This window comes from Gracilibacillus oryzae (assembly GCF_009498735.1).
Lineage (GTDB): Bacteria > Bacillota > Bacilli > Bacillales > Amphibacillaceae > Gracilibacillus > Gracilibacillus oryzae.
The window spans coordinates 460,888-478,993 of record NZ_ML762425.1 but is presented as its reverse complement, the minus strand read 5'-3'; the positions used below and the strand labels follow the sequence as shown (position 1 = coordinate 478,993).

At 35.8% G+C, this 18,106-nt stretch carries 22 protein-coding genes; 21 read left to right on the top strand and 1 reads right to left on the bottom strand.

What is annotated here, in order from left to right; translation table 11 throughout:
* Positions 1-5: 5 nt before the first annotated feature.
* The 19 genes from F9U64_RS05145 (at position 6) to F9U64_RS05055 (ending at position 16,349) form a co-directional block, all read left to right on the top strand.
* The gene (locus F9U64_RS05145; RefSeq protein WP_153401929.1) at positions 6-548 is read left to right on the top strand and encodes an NUDIX hydrolase; all 543 of its coding nucleotides are present in this window, start codon (positions 6-8) and stop codon (positions 546-548) included.
* A 2-nt stretch (positions 549-550) separates the two neighbouring features.
* Positions 551-1,708: an endonuclease Q family protein gene (locus tag F9U64_RS05140; RefSeq protein WP_153401928.1), complete on the top strand. Its 1,158-nt coding sequence runs from the start codon at positions 551-553 to the stop codon at positions 1,706-1,708.
* Positions 1,709-1,789: 81 nt separating this feature from the next.
* Positions 1,790-2,431: a stage II sporulation protein M gene (gene spoIIM / locus F9U64_RS05135; RefSeq protein WP_153401927.1), complete on the top strand. Its 642-nt coding sequence runs from the start codon at positions 1,790-1,792 to the stop codon at positions 2,429-2,431.
* 104 nt (positions 2,432-2,535) lie between these two features.
* Positions 2,536-2,985 (top strand): ferric iron uptake transcriptional regulator, encoded by a 450-nt coding sequence (fur, locus tag F9U64_RS05130; protein WP_153401926.1) that lies wholly within the window; start codon positions 2,536-2,538, stop codon positions 2,983-2,985.
* Positions 2,986-3,055: 70 nt separating this feature from the next.
* The gene (locus F9U64_RS05125; protein ID WP_153401925.1) at positions 3,056-3,277 is read left to right on the top strand and encodes a DUF4227 family protein; all 222 of its coding nucleotides are present in this window, start codon (positions 3,056-3,058) and stop codon (positions 3,275-3,277) included.
* A gap of 11 nt (positions 3,278-3,288) precedes the next feature.
* Positions 3,289-4,173: a site-specific tyrosine recombinase XerD gene (xerD, locus tag F9U64_RS05120; RefSeq protein WP_153401979.1), complete on the top strand. Its 885-nt coding sequence runs from the start codon at positions 3,289-3,291 to the stop codon at positions 4,171-4,173.
* 234 nt (positions 4,174-4,407) lie between these two features.
* Positions 4,408-5,595 (top strand): phosphopentomutase, encoded by a 1,188-nt coding sequence (gene deoB / locus F9U64_RS05115; RefSeq protein WP_153401924.1) that lies wholly within the window; start codon positions 4,408-4,410, stop codon positions 5,593-5,595.
* Complete coding sequence (locus tag F9U64_RS05110; protein WP_153401923.1) at positions 5,592-6,410, top strand: purine-nucleoside phosphorylase; 819 nt, start codon at positions 5,592-5,594, stop codon at positions 6,408-6,410. The genes deoB and F9U64_RS05110 overlap by 4 nt, the downstream gene beginning before the upstream one ends.
* A 25-nt stretch (positions 6,411-6,435) precedes the next feature.
* Entirely contained in the window at positions 6,436-7,737 is a 1,302-nt protein-coding gene (locus F9U64_RS05105; RefSeq protein ID WP_153401922.1) for a pyrimidine-nucleoside phosphorylase, read from the top strand.
* Positions 7,738-8,084: 347 nt separating this feature from the next.
* Complete coding sequence (locus F9U64_RS05100; protein WP_153401978.1) at positions 8,085-9,260, top strand: D-alanyl-D-alanine carboxypeptidase family protein; 1,176 nt, start codon at positions 8,085-8,087, stop codon at positions 9,258-9,260.
* Positions 9,261-9,380: 120 nt separating this feature from the next.
* Positions 9,381-9,734, top strand: a complete 354-nt coding sequence (gene spoIIAA, locus F9U64_RS05095) for an anti-sigma F factor antagonist (RefSeq protein ID WP_407647286.1) — start codon at positions 9,381-9,383, stop codon at positions 9,732-9,734.
* Positions 9,731-10,171: an anti-sigma F factor gene (gene spoIIAB, locus F9U64_RS05090; protein ID WP_153401921.1), complete on the top strand. Its 441-nt coding sequence runs from the start codon at positions 9,731-9,733 to the stop codon at positions 10,169-10,171. Before spoIIAA ends, spoIIAB begins: the two co-directional genes overlap by 4 nt.
* A gap of 9 nt (positions 10,172-10,180) precedes the next feature.
* The gene (gene sigF / locus F9U64_RS05085; protein WP_407647285.1) at positions 10,181-10,924 is read left to right on the top strand and encodes an RNA polymerase sporulation sigma factor SigF; all 744 of its coding nucleotides are present in this window, start codon (positions 10,181-10,183) and stop codon (positions 10,922-10,924) included.
* Positions 10,925-11,220: 296 nt separating this feature from the next.
* Positions 11,221-11,835, top strand: a complete 615-nt coding sequence (locus F9U64_RS05080) for a stage V sporulation protein AA (RefSeq protein ID WP_153401919.1) — start codon at positions 11,221-11,223, stop codon at positions 11,833-11,835.
* Complete coding sequence (locus F9U64_RS05075) at positions 11,828-12,265, top strand: stage V sporulation protein AB (protein ID WP_153401918.1); 438 nt, start codon at positions 11,828-11,830, stop codon at positions 12,263-12,265. The genes F9U64_RS05080 and F9U64_RS05075 overlap by 8 nt, the downstream gene beginning before the upstream one ends.
* 31 nt (positions 12,266-12,296) lie before the next feature.
* The gene (locus F9U64_RS05070) at positions 12,297-13,766 is read left to right on the top strand and encodes a spore germination protein (protein ID WP_153401917.1); all 1,470 of its coding nucleotides are present in this window, start codon (positions 12,297-12,299) and stop codon (positions 13,764-13,766) included.
* A 199-nt stretch (positions 13,767-13,965) separates the two neighbouring features.
* On the top strand, positions 13,966-15,270 hold the full coding sequence (gene lysA / locus F9U64_RS05065; protein WP_153401916.1) for a diaminopimelate decarboxylase: 1,305 nt from the start codon (positions 13,966-13,968) through the stop codon (positions 15,268-15,270).
* A 2-nt stretch (positions 15,271-15,272) separates the two neighbouring features.
* Positions 15,273-15,707 carry a peptidylprolyl isomerase gene (locus F9U64_RS05060; protein WP_153401915.1) on the top strand — a complete coding sequence of 145 codons (435 nt, stop codon included), beginning with the start codon at positions 15,273-15,275 and terminating at the stop codon, positions 15,705-15,707.
* Positions 15,708-15,995: 288 nt separating this feature from the next.
* Positions 15,996-16,349 (top strand): GNAT family N-acetyltransferase, encoded by a 354-nt coding sequence (locus F9U64_RS05055; RefSeq protein WP_153401914.1) that lies wholly within the window; start codon positions 15,996-15,998, stop codon positions 16,347-16,349.
* 136 nt (positions 16,350-16,485) lie between these two features.
* Here the strand turns inward: F9U64_RS05055 and F9U64_RS05050 are convergent, their stop codons facing one another.
* Positions 16,486-16,569: a YjcZ family sporulation protein gene (locus F9U64_RS05050; RefSeq protein WP_022543564.1), complete on the bottom strand. Its 84-nt coding sequence runs from the start codon at positions 16,567-16,569 to the stop codon at positions 16,486-16,488.
* Between the two features lie 172 nt (positions 16,570-16,741).
* Between F9U64_RS05050 and F9U64_RS05045 the strand changes: the two genes are divergently transcribed.
* Entirely contained in the window at positions 16,742-17,494 is a 753-nt protein-coding gene (locus F9U64_RS05045; protein ID WP_153401913.1) for a segregation/condensation protein A, read from the top strand.
* Positions 17,495-17,496: 2 nt separating this feature from the next.
* Complete coding sequence (scpB, locus tag F9U64_RS05040; RefSeq protein ID WP_153401912.1) at positions 17,497-18,078, top strand: SMC-Scp complex subunit ScpB; 582 nt, start codon at positions 17,497-17,499, stop codon at positions 18,076-18,078.
* The last annotated feature ends 28 nt before the right edge of the window (positions 18,079-18,106 follow it).

Here is an 18,106-nt window from a genome sequence, read left to right as displayed (position 1 = left end):
GGGTAGTGAATTTTGAAGAGAAAACGAACAAGAGCAAAAACATTTTTGAAGGCAGGATAATTAAAGTGCAATTAGATGAAGTAACCTTGCCTAATGGTAAAACATCAACAAGGGAAATTGTTAAACACCCAGGTGCAGTTGCCATCATTGCTGTAACAGAGAATAATAAAATAATCTTTGTGAAACAATATCGAAAAGCTTTAGAAAAAACACTTGTTGAGATACCCGCAGGGAAATTGGAAAAAGGCGAAGAACCGGAAGTAACCGCATTGCGTGAATTAGAAGAGGAAACAGGTTATACAACAGACGAGTTAAACTATGTTACATCTTTTTATACTTCACCGGGCTTTGCAGATGAGATTATCTATTTATATGAGACAAACAAGTTAAAAAAACTGGAAGAGAAGAAAGAACTTGATGAAGATGAATTTGTTGAGCTTATGGAATTATCGATCTCGGAAGCTGAACAATTAATCAAGAATCAGGAAATCCATGATGTAAAAACAGCTTTTGCAGTCCAATTTTTAAAAAGTAAAGGTATGAGGTAGGAATGGATCAATTTTTTGCAGATTTGCATATCCATATTGGCAGAAATAAATATGGAAAACCTGTCAAAATTACTGGTGCAAAGTCGTTAACCATAACGAACATACTGAAAGAAGCATCTGACAGAAAAGGAATGAATATTGTAGGTGTCATTGATTGTCATGCACCTTCTGTTTTAGAAGAAATAGAAGATAACATTAATAAAGGTTTTGCGACAGAAGATAAAGATGGCGGTATTCATTACAAGAATACAACCTTATTTTTAGGAAGTGAAATTGAAATATATGACCCTAATTGCCAAGGACCAATTCATGTTTTATGCTATCTGCCGACTGTCGGAGTCATGAAGCAATTCAGTGCATGGCTAAGTCAACATATGAAAAATATTGAGCTTAGTTCTCAGCGATACTATGGCACGGCTAGTGAATTACAGGAAAAAGTGCAGGAGCTCAATGGAGTTTTTATTCCAGCTCACATATTTACTCCATTTAAAAGTGCTTTCGGTAAAGGCGTGAAGGAATCTCTTGAGGAAGTCTTTCAGGTTAAAATGATAGATGGAGTTGAGTTAGGGCTTAGCTCAGATACTCATATGGCAGATAAAATTGAAGAACTTCATCCATTTCCTTTTTTGACTAATTCTGATGCACATTCCCTGGCGAAAATCGGAAGAGAATATCAATTATTCCAAATGGAGGAACCTACTTTTCAGGATTGGAAGAAAGTGTTGAAAGGCGTGGGTGGCCGCAAGATAGTAGCCAATTACGGCATGCATCCAATGCTGGGTAAATATCATGCAACCGTGTGTAAAAATTGTCTGACCCCTATTGAGAAAGTGCCTTGTATTCATTGCGGGTCTGTCTCCATGATCAAAGGAGTAGCTGATCGAATTGATGAATTAGCTGGTGACAGTCGGAATTTAACGGAGCGTCCACCTTATATTTATCAAGTACCATTAGAGTATATCCCTGGATTGGGTAAGAAAACTTTTGAAAAATTATTAGACCATTTTCATAATGAAATGAATATTATCCATTATGTACCAGAAGACCATTTAATAGAGGTTGCGGGAGACAAAATTGCGAAATCTATTATAAATATCAGAAATGGTATTGTGCAAGTAGAGCAAGGCGGCGGTGGAAAGTACGGAAAATGGCTCAGCTAGAAATCCAAAAAGAATAAGTTCTATTTCTATTACTCTATTCATAGATTTAAGTGAGAATATGAATAGAGGATGTGAAGGGAAATGCCAAAAAAAAGAAATATCATTGTAAACCATTTAAATCAATATTACACCATCTATATTTTTACGATCATTTTATTTTTAACCGGCATTATATTTGGTGCGATTATAGTGAATAGCATGTCATGGATTCAAAAACAGGATTTATATTTTTACTTAGAGAACTTCTTTCTCAATTATTTGTCAGATAATAATATGGCTCAAACCGACTTATTTAAAAATGCGATGCTTTATCATATTCAGTTCCTGGCTTTATTGTTCTTTTTAGGTTTAGCAGTCATTGGCCTTCCAATTATCTGGGTTCTGTTATTTGTCAAAGGAGTTGCGGTTGGCTTTACTGTCGGTTATTTTGTAAATCAATTAGGCTGGAAAGGTTTAATGTTAGCTTTTTCCTCTATTGCTTCTCAAAATATGATAATTATTCCAATTTATATTATTGCAAGTGCATTTGCGATGATTTTTTCCTTTACATTGCTGCAGAGCATCTTTTCAAAAAGATATAAACTGCCGGTTATCCAGGTTTTTTACCGTTATATCGGTGTGTTTTTTATCTTGACAATCGGTGCGACAATTGCCGCAGGCTTAGAAAGTGTCATTTCTTTTAAGTCAATGCAAATGATATCTGATTACTTTATCAAAAAATAATAATTATAGATTAATAATTAATATTATTTATCTTTTTATAATTATTTTAATTGACACCTAACATCTCGATTATTATAATTGAGAATGTGAGGGAGGTCTTACTAATGGAACATCGCTTAGACCGTATTAAGAAGGAATTACACGCGCAAAGTTATAAATTAACACCACAGCGTGAAGCAACCGTCAGAGTGCTTTTGGAAAGAGAAGAGGACCATTTAAGTGCAGAAGATGTATACTTACTCGTAAAAGAAAAAGCACCGGAAATCGGCTTAGCTACAGTATATAGAACATTAGAATTGCTAACAGAATTAAAAATAGTTGATAAAATAAATTTTGGTGATGGTGTATCTCGTTATGACTTGCGTAAAGAGGGAGCGAAACACTTCCATCATCATTTAGTTTGTACCGAATGTGGTTCTGTTGAAGAGATTATGGATGACCTGTTAGAAGAAGTGGAAGAAATTGTGCAGAAAGATTGGGGCTTTCTCGTAAAAGACCATCGATTAACCTTTCATGGAGTATGTCGAAATTGCCAAGCGAAAGAAGAAAAGTAATAGGTATATTCTTTCTATTTCCTGGCATATAATCTAATAGAATGATGATTTCTATTAGGAGACTGGTATGATGCAGACAATTGTTCGAGCTTTCTACGAAATGATAAAAGTTCTTGTCATATTTGTATTATGTACATTTCTATTTTATTATGTTATCAAAGCATTGCATCAAGAGTATGAAAAATTAGACAGGTATGATGCTCCGCAAGGTACTGCAGTTAAAGTTTTTCACCAGGAAGATGACAGTGATTTATGGGATCGCTTGAATATATTTTTTCGATTGGGAGAATAGTCATGGATGATATGCAATATGCAATGGAAGATTTCTTTCATTATTTACAAATCGAACGAGGGCTTTCCACCAATACAATACAAGCATATAGACGAGATCTGAAGCAGTATTATCTGTTTTTAAAGGAAAGACAGATTAGTAAATGGGAAAGTGTTACAAGATACGATATATTGCAATTTTTATACAAATTAAATGATCAGGGGAAATCCAGTGCGACACTTGCCAGGTTCTTATCAACGATACGATTATTTCATCCTTTTTTAATGAGAGAATATCAGATGTCAGAGGACCCCAGTTTACATATTGAAACTCCAAAAACGAATCGCAAATTGCCAAAAGTACTGTCTGTAGGGGAAGTAGACCGGTTACTTACCTTTCAAAATGAGGACAAATTCTCTCTCAGGAATAAGGCCATGCTTGAAACAATGTATGCTACTGGTTTACGTGTTAGTGAATTGATAGAATTAACTTTAGCAGATTTGCATTTGTCAATGGGCTTCGTCCGTTGCATTGGAAAAGGCTCAAAAGAAAGAATAGTTCCTTTAGGAGAAGTGGCAAAAGAAGCAATTGAAATGTACTTAGAACATAGCAGACCTCAATTTGATAAACAACGGAATTCTGACCGCGTTTTTGTAAATCATCACGGTAAGGCGCTTTCTCGTCAAGGTTTCTGGAAGATTATTAAGCAAATTGCCAAAAATGCAGAAATTGAAAAGGAAATTTCTCCCCATACTTTAAGGCATTCATTTGCGACTCATTTACTGGAAAATGGTGCAGATTTAAGAGCTGTCCAGGAAATGCTTGGCCATGCAGATATATCAACAACACAAATATACACACACGTATCAAAAGCAAGACTTAAGGACATATATAAAGCTCATCATCCGAGAGCATAAGTGGCCACGATAATATGCGTGGTTTTTTATATTTTTAAAATTATCACAGTACGAAATGCCAGTAATACCCCAAATGTTCAAAGTCTCACTTTATAAGGGAGATTGTACTCCTAAGTATTAAAGTTTACACAGGACATAGAGATCTTCCAGGCTTTTATATAATTTTCTTTATGATGAAATATTTAGGCTTAATCGGTTAAGATAAAGGGTAACAAAGGATTAGGAGGGATTCATATGACTTTTAAACGTATTTTTTTAGTCGTATTAGATTCAGTAGGAATAGGTGAGGCACCTGATGCGGACAAATTTAATGATATTGGTGCTGATACATTAGGACATATTGCAGAATATCAGAATGGACTAAAAATGCCTAATTTAGGAAAACTAGGATTAAGTAATATACGTGAAATTAAAGGAATTGAAAAAAGTGCACAACCATCAGCATACTATACAAAAATGGAAGAAGCCTCGAACGGTAAAGATACAATGACAGGGCATTGGGAAATTATGGGTTTACATATTGAAACACCTTTCCGGACTTTTGAGAGATTTCCAGATGAATTAATTCAGGATCTTGAGACAAGAACAGGCCGGAAAATTATCGGGAATAAGCCGGCATCAGGTACGGAGATTATTAAAGAATTAGGGCAAGAACATATGGAAACAGGGAGTTTAATTGTTTATACCTCTGCTGATTCTGTTCTGCAAATTGCAGCACATGAAGAAATCGTTGCAATTGACGAACTATATAACATTTGCGAAATTGCAAGAGAACTGACATTAGATGAAAAATATATGATTGGCCGAGTAATTGCACGACCTTTCATAGGGGAACCAGGAGCATTTGAAAGAACAGCGAACAGGCAAGACTATGCATTGAAACCATTTGGCCGCACAGTGATGAATGAATTAAAAGACAATGGACTCGATGTGATTGCATTAGGTAAAATCACGGATATATATGATGGGGAAGGTGTTACGGAAACCATCAGGACAAAAGATAATGATGATGGCATGCAAAAGTTTATTGATTCAATGGATAAGGATTTCCATGGTCTGAATTTTCTAAACCTGGTTGATTTTGATGCAAAGTACGGGCACAGAAGAGATCCGGGTGGTTATGCCAATGCACTAGAGAAATTTGATCAAAGATTGCCGGAAATGCTGGAAAAGATAACGGAAACTGACTTGTTGATTATAACGGCTGATCATGGGAATGATCCTACTCATCACGGTACAGATCATACAAGAGAATATGTCCCGTTATTGGTATACTATCAAGAAGCTATTGGCAAGGAACTTCCTGTAAGAAAAACTTTTGCTGACATTGGGGCAACCATTGCAGATAATTTTAAGGTTAAGCTGCCTGAACATGGAACAAGTTTCCTTACTGATATTACAAATAAAGGAGAAACTCAATGAATCTTAATCAAATCAACGAATCTGCTCAATATATTAAACAAAAAATTAGCAGCATGCCTGAAATTGGCCTTATTTTAGGTTCTGGACTTGGGGTGTTAGCTGATGAATTAGTTGACACAACAGTCATTGATTATGGAGAAATTCCACATTTTCCCGTATCTACAGTTGAAGGGCATCATGGCCGGTTAGTTTTTGGGAAACTAGAGAATGTGAATGTAGTGGTAATGCAAGGTCGCTTTCATTTTTATGAAGGCTATTCACTTGAACAAGTAACTTTTCCTGTTCGAGTATTCCAGTTACTTGGTATGAAACAACTAATTGTTACAAATGCTGCCGGTGGAATTAACGAAAATTTCTCAGCAGGAGATTTAATGATAATTACGGATCACATTAACAATTTAGGGACAAATCCGTTAATTGGATCTAACGAAATAACATTAGGTGTGCGTTTTCCTGATATGTCACAGGCATATGATAAAGAGTTAATTGCTATTGCCAAAAAATCTGCAGCAAAGCTTGGGATTCAGACGAAAGAAGGCGTTTATGTTGCTAATACAGGACCTTCCTATGAAACACCAGCTGAAGTAAGAATGCTGCGTACATTAGGTGGAGACGCTGTGGGGATGTCTACTGTGCCTGAAGTAATCATTGCTAATCATGCTAAAATGCGAGTATTAGGAATTTCCTGCATTTCCAATATGGCTGCAGGTATTCTGGATCAGCCATTAAGTCACCAGGAAGTAATAGAAACAACAGAACAAGTAAAAGAAGATTTTATTCGGTTAGTACGTCAAATCATTCAAGAAATGTCTTAATAATTTCCGGAAAGGGTTGATTGTAATGCGGATGGTAGATGTTATTGCGAAGAAGAGAAATGGATTAAAGTTATCAGAAACAGAGATTAAATATTTTGTTGAACAATATATGACTGGTGATATTCCAGATTATCAAGCATCTGCCTTAATGATGGCCATCTATTTTCAAGGAATGGACCAGGAAGAAACAGCAACATTGACCAAGTCTATGGTGGATTCTGGCGACACGATAGATTTGTCCAAAATAAATGGACATAAAGTGGACAAACATTCCACTGGTGGTGTAGGTGATAAGACTACCTTCATCGTGGGACCATTAGTTGCAGCTGCGGGAATCCCTGTAGCAAAAATGTCCGGGCGCGGTTTGGGACATACTGGTGGAACGATTGATAAGCTTGAATCTATTCCGGGCTTCAAGGTAGAGTTAACGAAAGAACAATTTATTGAGAATGTGAATAACCATAAGTTATCAGTTGTTGGCCAGACAGGTAATTTAGCTCCTGCAGATAAAAAGTTATATGCGTTAAGAGATGTTACAGCAACAGTAAATGCCATTCCGCTTATTGCCAGCTCCATCATGAGTAAGAAAATAGCCTCAGGTGCAGACAGCATTGTCTTAGATGTAAAAACTGGCTCGGGTGCTTTTATGAAAACATTAGCGGATTCAAGAAAACTGGCACAGGAAATGGTGACAATCGGTAATCAGCTAGACCGGCGTACAGTTGCAGTGATCAGTGATATGAATCAGCCTTTAGGATACGAGATCGGTAATGCGAATGAAGTGAAAGAAGCGGTGAGAGTGCTACAAGGCGAACCTGTTGAGGATTTGCGAGAATTAGCTCTCGAATTAGCAGCACATATGACTATCCTGGCAGGAGTATATCCAGATTATGATAAAGCAATGGAACAATTAGAACGTTTAATTGATGAAGGACATGCGTTACAAGCATTTAAAGATTTCATTAAGGCACAAAATGGCGATATTTCAGTAATCGAGAATCTAGAAAAACTGCCAACATCTTTTTATCATATTGATGTTAAGACAACATTAAACGGATATGTGCATGAGATGAATGCAGAGACTATTGGTGTAGCAGCCATGCACCTTGGCGCCGGGAGAGCGACCAAAGAGGATAAGATCAACCATGGTGTGGGAATTACCTTGCATAAGAAAATTGGTGATATGGTGAAAGAAAATGATATATTAGCTACATTACATGCTGATACACAAAATGTAGATAATGTGATTGAGCTGATCCAGCAATCGTATCAAATAGGTGAGAAGCAAGTTAAAAAGAATAAAATGATTTATGATGTAATTAAATAAAAATGTTAAAAAGTGCGTGTTCTAAAAAGTCGGCAGATAGAAGCAAGAAGGTCGTGGCGGTGCAGTGAGGAGCATCGGAACGAATGGTCTGGATACGAGAGAAGCGGACTCGCAAACCAACGAGCTTCTACAGGATGTGGTGACTTCAACGTTCGACACACGACGTGTCGGTTCTTAGTTGAAGCTCCGCTAGAATCGCCGCTTATCATTTGGTGACTTTTTAAACATCCTCTAAAAAGATGATTATCGCTGATAGTCATCTTTTTTTGTTATAAATTTAGCTGATTTTGGCAAAAATAGATATTATTAATAATCGGAGGTGTTATAGATTGAGTAAATTAGATAATATGATAAAAATACTTATTTGTTTTTCCGTAATCTTTAGTTCAGGGATTGGGCTGAACCTGTATGCAACACACCATCAACCTGTTAATGAATCAAATGCTTTGGATCTAGCTGCCAATTCTAAATCGGCAATATTAATAGAACGTGATACTGGGGAAGTTTTGTTTAACAAAAATGCACAAGAGGTTCTCCCACCTGCCAGCATGACAAAAATTATGACACTGCTGCTAGTTATGGAAGAATTGGAAAATGGGAAATTACAACTTTCTGAAAAGGTAAGAATTAGTGAGAAGGCGGCATCGATGGGAGGTTCACAGATTTTCCTTGAACCGGGTGAGGAAATGACTGTTAATGATTTATTAAAAGGTGTTGCAGTTGCCTCGGGTAATGATGCATCAGTAGCGCTCGCAGAAAGAATTGCCGGCAGTGAAGAAGCTTTTGTCGAGATGATGAATCAAAGAGCAAAACAGTTACATTTAAAAAACACATTATTTCAAAACCCGACAGGATTACCTGCCGAGAATCATTACAGCACAGCGGAAGATATGGCTTTACTGGCAAAAGAATTATTAAAATATGATGAAATAACAAAATATACAAGTATTTATGAAGACTATTTGCGAAAAGGACAGGAAAATGAATTCTGGTTAGTGAACACCAACAAGTTAGTGAAGTTCTATGAAGGTGTTGACGGTTTGAAAACAGGATTCACGAATGAAGCAAAATATTGCTTAACAGCTACAGCTGAGAAAGATGGAATGCGAGTGATTGCTGTAGTAATGGGGGCAGATTCAACGAAGAATCGGAACAGCGATGTAAGTGCAATGTTAGATTATGCGTACAGTAAATATACGACAAAATCTCTGTTCGATAAAAACCAGCAAGTGACAAGTTTTAACTGGCTAAAAGCAGACCAGCAAAAAGTAAATGTTATAACGAATGATTCTATCTCTATTCTTCATAAGAAAGCAGAAGATCTAACAGGCATTGAAACAGATGTGAAAATAGATCAGGATATTTCACTACCAATAAAAAAGGGAACAGCAATCGGAAAGTTAGAAGTAAAGAAAGATGGCAAAGTAATTTCTGAAACTGATCTGGTAATTGAAGAGGATATGGATAAAGCTGGTACTTTTCAATTAATGGGAAGAATTCTCCGTTCTTTTTTAAACAAATAATGAAAAAATTTAACATTAATGCATGAAAAAAATCGATTTAATTCTACTTTTGTCATGTAGCAGGATAACTCATTGGAAAAATAGAATAAAGAATATAATAAAATCTTGGGAGGGATTGCTTTGCAATTAGTATCAGAGTTTATTGCAATGGAGAATGTATTAATCGTTCGGTTAGACGGTGAGCTTGATCATCATTCTGCTGCAAGATTAAAAATAGAATGGCAGGAAAAAATTCAAAAACATCAAATTAAGCATGTTGTTTTAAATTTAGCCAATCTTCATTTTATGGACAGTTCAGGATTAGGTGTTGTCCTGGGTAGATATAAGGAAGTACAGCAGTTAGGCGGAGAAATGGTCGTTTGTTCCATCTCGCCTGCCGTGAAACGTCTGTTTGATATGTCGGGATTATTCAAGATTGTTCGTTTAGAGCAGGATGAAGCCTTTGCTCTATTAACGCTGGGGGTGGCATCATGAATAATTCAATGAAATTACAATTCAAAAGTGTGAGCGAAAATGAAGCTTTTGCAAGAGTTGCTGTAGCTGCTTTTGTATCACAAATAGATCCGACAATGGACGAATTAACAGAAATCAAAACAGTGGTATCAGAAGCAGTTACCAATGCTATTATTCACGGTTATGAAGAAGACCCAAATCAAACAGTATATATAGAATGTGAAATATCGGATAGTGTGTTATCCATTATTATTGAAGATCATGGAATTGGTATAAATAATATTGATCTTGCAAAAGAACCACTGTTCACATCAAAACCTGAATTAGAAAGGTCAGGAATGGGTTTTACAATCATGGAGAATTTTATGGATAAAGTGAATGTAAGTTCAAAACTTGGCGTCGGAACAAAAGTGATGATGGTTAAAGATTTTCTGACAACTAAAAGTTATTGTAATTAGGTGATGCCAATGACAAAAATTCAAAATCCAAAGACATTAGATGATAAAGATGTCAAACGATACATTGAACAAAGTCAACAGGGCGATGAGGCGGCAAGGACTATTTTAGTTGAAAAAAATATCCGCTTAGTCTGGTCTGTTGTTCAACGCTTTCTTAACAGAGGTTATGACCAGGACGACTTATTTCAAATTGGATGCATTGGGTTATTAAAGTCAATTGACAAATTTGACCTTTCTTATGATGTTAAGTTTTCGACGTATGCTGTACCGATGATTATTGGCGAGATTCAGCGCTTTATTCGAGATGATGGGACCGTCAAGGTAAGTCGGTCTTTGAAAGAAATTGGCAATAAAATAAGAAGGGCTACAGATGAATTGACAAAAGAATTAGGCAGAGTACCGACAATACAGGAAATTGCCAGCAAACTAGAATTAAGTCCTGAAGAAATCATCCATGCACAAGAAGCAACCAAAAAACCACAGTCGATTCATGAGACCGTATTTGAAAATGACGGAGACCCAATTACATTGCTTGATCAAATAGCAGACTCGAACAACAATTGGTTCGATAAGATGACAATGGAACATTTAATTAATGATCTTGATCAAAGAGAGCGATTAATTGTTTACTTGCGGTATTACAAAGATCAGACCCAGACAGAAGTAGCAAACCGTTTAGGAATCTCGCAAGTACAGGTTTCAAGAATTGAAAAGAAAATCTTAGAAAAGATGAAAGAAGAAATGTTAAATTAACCATTAGGTGTTTAAGTATATACCTAATTCCATAACAGTAGAGTATAAAATGTTGACAGCATTTTGTGCTCTTTTTTTTTATGTTAGGAAATTGCCACCAAGGCTGCTTTGCTAGAATTAGCAGAGAATTTATGTTACGAGTGAAAATCCTCCTGTAAACCTTGCGAGAAGCCGGATAAGGTTTGCTGCTCCATAGGAACTGTTAGAACAAATAATCTTGTCAGCCTTACTGTTTTGTATAAAAACGCTGCAATATTTACATACTAAAAAAAAGGAAGGTTAGGAGGCAAGGGACTATGGAAGAGAAAATTTACCTACGCCTTAAGAAAAAAATAACGGTCGATCCCAATCATCTTTTACGTTTATCAGATATTGCTTTTGTAACTGGAAATGTTAAAGATTTATCAAATTTAAATCAATTAAAGATTTATCAAATTACGGAAAAGGATAAAAATGTATCTGTTATTGACGGTTTTCTCTTATTAGACAGGCTAATGCAAGTATACCCTAATTATTCTTTTGATTTGGTTGGTTTTAATCAGACGATTGTTGAAATAAAAAAACAGGTCAAAAAAGTAAACATTCTAATCATTACAGCAATCTGGCTTCTCCTTTGTGTCGGTTCAGCTATGGCGATTATGAACTTTCATTATGATGTCAGCATGCAAGAAGTCCAAAAAAGCATTGCATATCTGCTAACAGGTGAGAAAGTCGAAAAACCGCTATGGATTCAAATTCCATATTCATTTGGTTTAGGGTTAGGGATGGTTCTTTTTTTTAATCACATTTTTAAGAAAAGGTTTAATGAAGAGCCAAGCCCTTTAGAAGTCGAAATGTTTAACTATCAGCAAGATCTGGATAATTATTTAATTTACCATGAGAATGTAATAACCAAACGTGATGATGAGTGATACTATCAGAGTGCTTATAGTAGAAATATTTATTGGGTTTGGAACAGGGATTATGGTAGGTTCTGGATTTGTTGCATTCTTAACGGTGTTAGGTATTATTCCAAGGTTAGTTCAATTAAGTAAATCAGAAAATTATCTGCATTCTTATCAAGCAAGTGTTATTGTCGGAGCGCTATTTGGAACTTTTTTGTCTTTTACAAATGTAACCTTTAGTATACCAGTTATCCTCTTAGTTTTCTGGGGGTTGTTGCATGGCATATTTGTGGGAATGTTAGCTGCGGGCTTAACAGAAGTATTAAATGTTTTTCCGATTTTAATGAAAAGACTTGGTATTGACAAAGAATTACTCTGGTTATTAATGGCAGTAGTAATTGGGAAAATAGCTGGATCAATTTTTCACTGGACTGTATTTGTCGACATTATGAGATGAAAATTACTTTCTAAGGGGTCAATGTTTTATTATGAGAAAAAATAAAAAACCAAAATTAATACATCACCAGATTGAGGAAAATGAAGCATTTTTAAAAACAAAATTAGGTCTTGATGTTTCATTTGATATAGGATTTCGGGAGTTAACAATTCTCAAGAAAAAAATACAGTTATATTATGTAACAGGCTTAGTGGACAGTGAATTCGTAATCGAAATTATTAAGAAATTAGTTTCAGTAAATGATGAAGAAAACAGTGATACTTCTATATACGAAATTTTGGATAACCGTGTTGTACATCAGCAAGTTGAGAAGACTGATACCTTTGATAATGCAGTGAATAAATTGCTTTCAGGGTTATTGGTTATATTTGCAGATGGTGAAACCGAGTGTTTCATTGTCGATGTAAGAAGTTATCCTGGAAGAACACCACAAGAACCGGATACAGAGAAAGTTGTCCGAGGGTCACGAGATGGTTATACGGAAAATATAATCGAAAATACTGCTCTAACAAGAAGAAGAATCAGGGATGAACGACTTAGAAATGAGATAATGCAAATCGGAGAACGTTCCAAAACAGATGTATGTATATCTTATTTACAGGATGTCGCGGATGATGGATTAATTGCCATAATAAAAGATGAACTAAACCAGATTGAAGTTGACGGAATTTCGATGGCGGACAAAACAGTGGAAGAATATTTAGTCCATCAAGGATTCAATCCATATCCATTAGTCAGATATACAGAAAGACCTGATGTTGCTTCCACCCATCTGCTGGAAGGTCATGTGCTTATCATGGTAGATACTTCTCCCAGTATGATTATTATGCCGACAACATTTTTCCATCATGTTCAACATGCTGAAGAATACAGAGAATCTCCTGCTGTTGGAACGTTTGTGCGGTGGGTGCGGTTTATCGGGATTATGGCATCAATATTCTTACTGCCTCTGTGGTTATTGCTTGTTATTGAGCCGCAATTATTACCTCAGCAATTACAATTCATCGGACCGAATGAAACTGGTAATATTCCAATCGTTGTGCAATTATTGCTTGCAGATATAGGGATTGAATTCCTCAGAATGGCGGCGATTCATACTCCGACACCTTTATCTACAGCTATGGGCTTAATTGCTGCGGTTTTAATTGGAGAAATTGCCATTAAAGTAGGCTTATTCAGTGCTGAAGTAATTCTTTATGTAGCCATTAGTGCAATCGGATCCTTTGCCACACCAAGCTATGAATTAAGTGTAGCAAATAAAATGATAAGGATATTACTTGTAATCATTACATTTTTCTTTCATGTACCTGGTTTCATGATTGGCATGACATGTCTTTTGCTAATACTGGCAAATATTCGCTCATTACAAACACCATACTTGTGGCCGTTTTTGCCATTCAACGGAAAAGCACTTTCGCAAATTCTGTTCAGAGTTTCTGTACCATTATCCAAAACAAGGCCAAGTATTGTTCATCCCAAAAATAATCGTAAACAAGTTTAATGTGTATCTTCTTCATTCAAAACTTGATAAAAGATTATGTTCTATATTATAATTACTCTTATGTATGAGTTGGTATTTATTACGGAATAAATAATAGATCCCTCTTTCTTTCTCATTTAGCTTAAAGGGAAAGGAAAAGGGGTTTTATTTGACCCTATGAAGACGATACAGGCATAATCTTTGGAGGTTGGATGAAAAGATGACAAATTTGGCAAATATTAATGAACAAGGTCATCTTACAATTGGTGGAATTGATAGTGTAACTTTAGCAAAGAAGTATGGTACACCACTATTTGTATATGATGTGGAAAAAATTCGAAATAACGCGAAAGCCTTTGTTGATACTTTTGCAGCGCACAATATAAAAGCACAGGTTGCTTATGCCAGTAAGGCATTTTCTTCGGTGGCAATGGTACAAGTGGCTAAACAAGAAAAGCTGAGTCTTGATGTAGTTTCAGAGGGAGAGTTATATACGGCTTTAAAAGCAGGCTTCCCTGTTGACAAAATTCATTTGCATGGCAATAATAAGAGTTTGAACGAACTAGAAATGGCTGTTAATGAACAGATTGGCTGTATTGTGATCGACAACTTTTATGAAATTGACTTGTTAGCAACTGTTTTAGAAGAAAAACAAGCGGAAATGAATGTATTAATTCGTGTAACGCCTGGAATTGAAGCACATACTCATGATTATATTTTAACAGGAAATGAAGATTCTAAATTCGGCTTTGACTTAGCTAATGGACAGGCTGCTGAAGCGGTTCAAAAGATTGCGGCGATTGATTCGATTCATTTAAAAGGAATCCATTGCCATATTGGTTCCCAGATCTTTGAAACAGACGGGTTTGTGATGGCAGTTGATCGATTGTTTAAAACACTTGCTGAGTGGAAAGAACAGTATCAGTTTACAGCAGAAGTTGTTAATTTAGGCGGTGGTTTTGGGATTCGCTATACATCAGAAGATGATCCACTGCCATTAGAGCAATATGTCCAAACATTAATTAAAGAAGTAGCAAAACAAGTAAAAGAGTATGATCTTGCTTTTCCGGAGATTTGGATAGAACCAGGCAGGGCAATTGTTGGAGATACAGCGACAACATTATATACAGTCGGTTCTACAAAAAATATACCCAATGTAAGAAAATATGTAGCAGTAGATGGCGGGATGACGGATAATTTAAGGCCAGCTCTGTACCAGGCAAAATATGAAGCCTTGCTTGCTAATAAAGCAGACCAGGAAATGAACGAAAAGGTATCAATTGCAGGAAAATGCTGTGAATCTGGTGATATGCTGATTTGGGATATTGACTTGCCTGAAGTCAAGGCAAATGATATACTTGCAGTCTTTAGTACTGGCGCGTATGGGTATTCTATGTCAAGCCATTATAATCGTTTCCCGAAAGCAGCAGTTGTATTTGTCGAAAATGGTGAAGACAAACTGGTGATCAAACGAGAAACTTATGAAGATGTTATTCAAAATGATTTATCCTATGAGGAGGAATGAAAATGAAACAAGCAACAATCGAATTTGAAAATGGCGAAAAAATATTAATTGAAATGTATGAAAAAGCAGCACCTAAAACAGTAGAAAATTTTGAAAAATTGGCTAACGAAGGATTCTATGACGGTGTAATTTTTCACCGTGTAATTCCTGGGTTTGTTGCCCAAGGTGGAGACCCAACAGGAACTGGAATGGGTGGTCCTGGTTACACTATTAAATGCGAAACAGAAGGAAATCCGCATAAACATATTGCAGGTACACTTTCTATGGCACATGCTGGAAAAGATACAGGTGGAAGCCAGTTCTTTATCGTTCACGAGCCACAACCACATTTAGATGGTGTACACACAGTTTTCGGACAAGTTATAGAGGGAATGGATACAGTACTTCGCATTAAACAAGGTGATGCTATGCAGACAGTACGAGTACAAGAAGTATAAGATACCCGGAAATTAGTAAAAGATTGACATATTGTGGAGTATATAATATTGTTAACAATGTAGATACTTTTGTCGTTAGGTAAATGAGGTTTGCTGAAATGAACAAAAAGCGTAAAAATTTGATACTCTTTGTCACAATATTAATTCTTGCGATCATTTGGGGATGCTACTACTGGTTTGGAATTGCATTACCAAATTCCGCTTGATAAATTTAGTAGATAGTGTAACGACTTCATCGATCAGTACATAGCATATTTATAAAAATGCTATGAATAATGAGGGGTAAAAATGTTAATTCGTTATAAGAAAAGGTTAGAAAAAATAGCAATGGGACTGCTTTCATTTATGCCTGATGAAAAAGAAGTGAAAAGGTTACAAGACACTATTAAAGAATATGAGTCAAATGATCATTGGCAATTATTTTTATGGAAAGTGGAAGAAGATATCCTTGGTGCTGTTGGTGTAATTGTTTCTACTGAGGACAATGAAGTCATCGTGCAGCACATAACAGTAGATCCGTCCCACCGAAATCTGGGAATTGGCAAAAATATGGTGCAAGCTGTTAAAGAATATTACCCATCACTTCAAGTAAAGCCAAATGTTCAAACAGAAAAATTCTTGGATAAATGTATTGATTGTTAAAGATTGCAGTTTCTTGTAATCCTTATCTAGCTATTTTATAATTTATGTAAGAGATAGAGAAAGAACCTTTGCTAAATCAGCTTGCAAAGGTTCTTTTCTTTCTTGTGCCCGTTGATTAGCACATTTGTCTATTATCTTACAACCAAGCTGCACCGACAATAATTAGAAGAATAAACAAAACAACGATTAAAGCAAATCCACCGCCATAAGCGTAGCCCATCAATAATTCCTCCTTAAATCATATTAATCAATTATATAAATTGATTTCTCGAAATTAATGTATGCAACTATTACAAAAAAGTATGGGCATATATAATAGAAACAGGCAATTTTGCCAATTTCAATTAAGACATTCATTAATGGATTAAATTTTTACAAATGCTTGGAGGTATATGAACTTGGCGAAATATGAAGTCAAATTAGATCAATTCGAAGGTCCATTAGACTTATTATTACACTTAATTAATAAGTATGAGATAGATATTTATGACATACCTGTAGCAGAAATCACCGCACAATATATGACATATATCCATACAATGCAACAATTAGAACTAAATATTGCAAGTGAATATTTAGTGATGGCAGCAACCTTATTAGAAATGAAAAGTAAAGTGTTACTGCCAAACCCAACAATCGAGATGGATGAAGAATATGAAGAAGATCCACGAGAAGATCTAATGAGAAGACTTATTGAATATAGAAAATATAAAGAAGCCGCAGAGCAATTAAAAGAACGTGAAATGGAACAGAGTCATGTACTGACAAGACCGCCAATTCATTTTGACCGAGAAGAGTCGAATACAGTACCAGCAGGGGCAGCGGATGTACTTGATATGATAAAAGCGATGAGCAAAATTCTTGAGAGAAGAAAATGGAATAAGCCTGTGGCCACAACCGTACAAAGAAGAGAGATCCCAATCAAAGAAAGAATGTCAGAAATAATCAACATAATTTCAGAAAAAGAAGATGGAGTCTCATTTTATCATTTGTTTCCTGAACAATCTAAGTCTTATCTTGTAGCAACCTTTATCGCAGTCTTAGAACTGATGAAATTAAATGAAATTTATTGTATGCAAAAAGATCATTTTGATGACCTGGTTATATATAAGCAGAATCAAGTTAGTTATACGGAAGGTGAATAAATATGGATTTATCTGAAATAAAGGCAATTACAGAAGGGTTAATTTTCGTGTCAGGCGATGATGGTATTACCAAGAGAGAACTGCAGAAAATGCTTGATTTAGATAAAGACATGTTAGAACATGTCTTAAATGAATTGAAATTCGATTATGAAAGCAGCAGCCGTGGGATGATGATCATTGAATCAAAGGGCGCGGTGTTTTTTACAACAAAGCCTGAACATAGTGAATATTACGCTAAGTTAACAGAAACGAAATCCATTTCTAAATTATCTCAGGCAGCATTAGAAACGTTAGCTATTATTGCCTATTTGCAGCCAATTACACGTACAGAGATTGAACAAATAAGGGGTGTTAAGAGTGAACGGCCTGTCCAGACATTAATTGCTCGTGCACTTATTGAAGAAGTAGGACGAAAAGAAGGTATTGGACGACCCATATTGTTTGGAACCACATTGGAATTTCTTACATATTTCGGACTGAAATCACTGGAAGACCTGCCTCCGCTACCTGATGAAATTGACGAAATGGACGTGGAGCAGGAAGCTGATCTATTCTTTGATCGCTTTCAGGAGTTGGAAAATTAGCAGTAATGTTCCATTTTAGATGAATAAG

Excerpts from the sequence above, each read along its gene's own strand:
- F9U64_RS05055 (WP_153401914.1), top strand. The coding sequence starts at position 15,996 with ATGTTAATTCGTTATAAGAAAAGGTTAGAAAAAATAGCAATGGGACTG.
- F9U64_RS05125 (WP_153401925.1), top strand. The coding sequence starts at position 3,056 with ATGCAGACAATTGTTCGAGCTTTCTACGAAATGATAAAAGTTCTTGTC.
- F9U64_RS05110 (WP_153401923.1), top strand. The coding sequence starts at position 5,592 with ATGAATCTTAATCAAATCAACGAATCTGCTCAATATATTAAACAAAAA.
- scpB (WP_153401912.1), top strand. The coding sequence starts at position 17,497 with ATGGATTTATCTGAAATAAAGGCAATTACAGAAGGGTTAATTTTCGTG.
- fur (WP_153401926.1), top strand. The coding sequence starts at position 2,536 with ATGGAACATCGCTTAGACCGTATTAAGAAGGAATTACACGCGCAAAGT.
- spoIIAB (WP_153401921.1), top strand. The coding sequence starts at position 9,731 with ATGAATAATTCAATGAAATTACAATTCAAAAGTGTGAGCGAAAATGAA.
- xerD (WP_153401979.1), top strand. The coding sequence starts at position 3,289 with ATGCAATATGCAATGGAAGATTTCTTTCATTATTTACAAATCGAACGA.
- F9U64_RS05105 (WP_153401922.1), top strand. The coding sequence starts at position 6,436 with ATGCGGATGGTAGATGTTATTGCGAAGAAGAGAAATGGATTAAAGTTA.
- F9U64_RS05070 (WP_153401917.1), top strand. The coding sequence starts at position 12,297 with ATGAGAAAAAATAAAAAACCAAAATTAATACATCACCAGATTGAGGAA.
- F9U64_RS05045 (WP_153401913.1), top strand. The coding sequence starts at position 16,742 with ATGAACTTGGCGAAATATGAAGTCAAATTAGATCAATTCGAAGGTCCA.
- sigF (WP_407647285.1), top strand. The coding sequence starts at position 10,181 with ATGACAAAAATTCAAAATCCAAAGACATTAGATGATAAAGATGTCAAA.
- F9U64_RS05060 (WP_153401915.1), top strand. The coding sequence starts at position 15,273 with ATGAAACAAGCAACAATCGAATTTGAAAATGGCGAAAAAATATTAATT.
- F9U64_RS05080 (WP_153401919.1), top strand. The coding sequence starts at position 11,221 with ATGGAAGAGAAAATTTACCTACGCCTTAAGAAAAAAATAACGGTCGAT.
- deoB (WP_153401924.1), top strand. The coding sequence starts at position 4,408 with ATGACTTTTAAACGTATTTTTTTAGTCGTATTAGATTCAGTAGGAATA.
- lysA (WP_153401916.1), top strand. The coding sequence starts at position 13,966 with ATGACAAATTTGGCAAATATTAATGAACAAGGTCATCTTACAATTGGT.
- F9U64_RS05100 (WP_153401978.1), top strand. The coding sequence starts at position 8,085 with ATGATAAAAATACTTATTTGTTTTTCCGTAATCTTTAGTTCAGGGATT.
- spoIIM (WP_153401927.1), top strand. The coding sequence starts at position 1,790 with ATGCCAAAAAAAAGAAATATCATTGTAAACCATTTAAATCAATATTAC.
- F9U64_RS05140 (WP_153401928.1), top strand. The coding sequence starts at position 551 with ATGGATCAATTTTTTGCAGATTTGCATATCCATATTGGCAGAAATAAA.
- F9U64_RS05050 (WP_022543564.1), bottom strand. The coding sequence starts at position 16,569 with ATGGGCTACGCTTATGGCGGTGGATTTGCTTTAATCGTTGTTTTGTTT.
- F9U64_RS05075 (WP_153401918.1), top strand. The coding sequence starts at position 11,828 with ATGAGTGATACTATCAGAGTGCTTATAGTAGAAATATTTATTGGGTTT.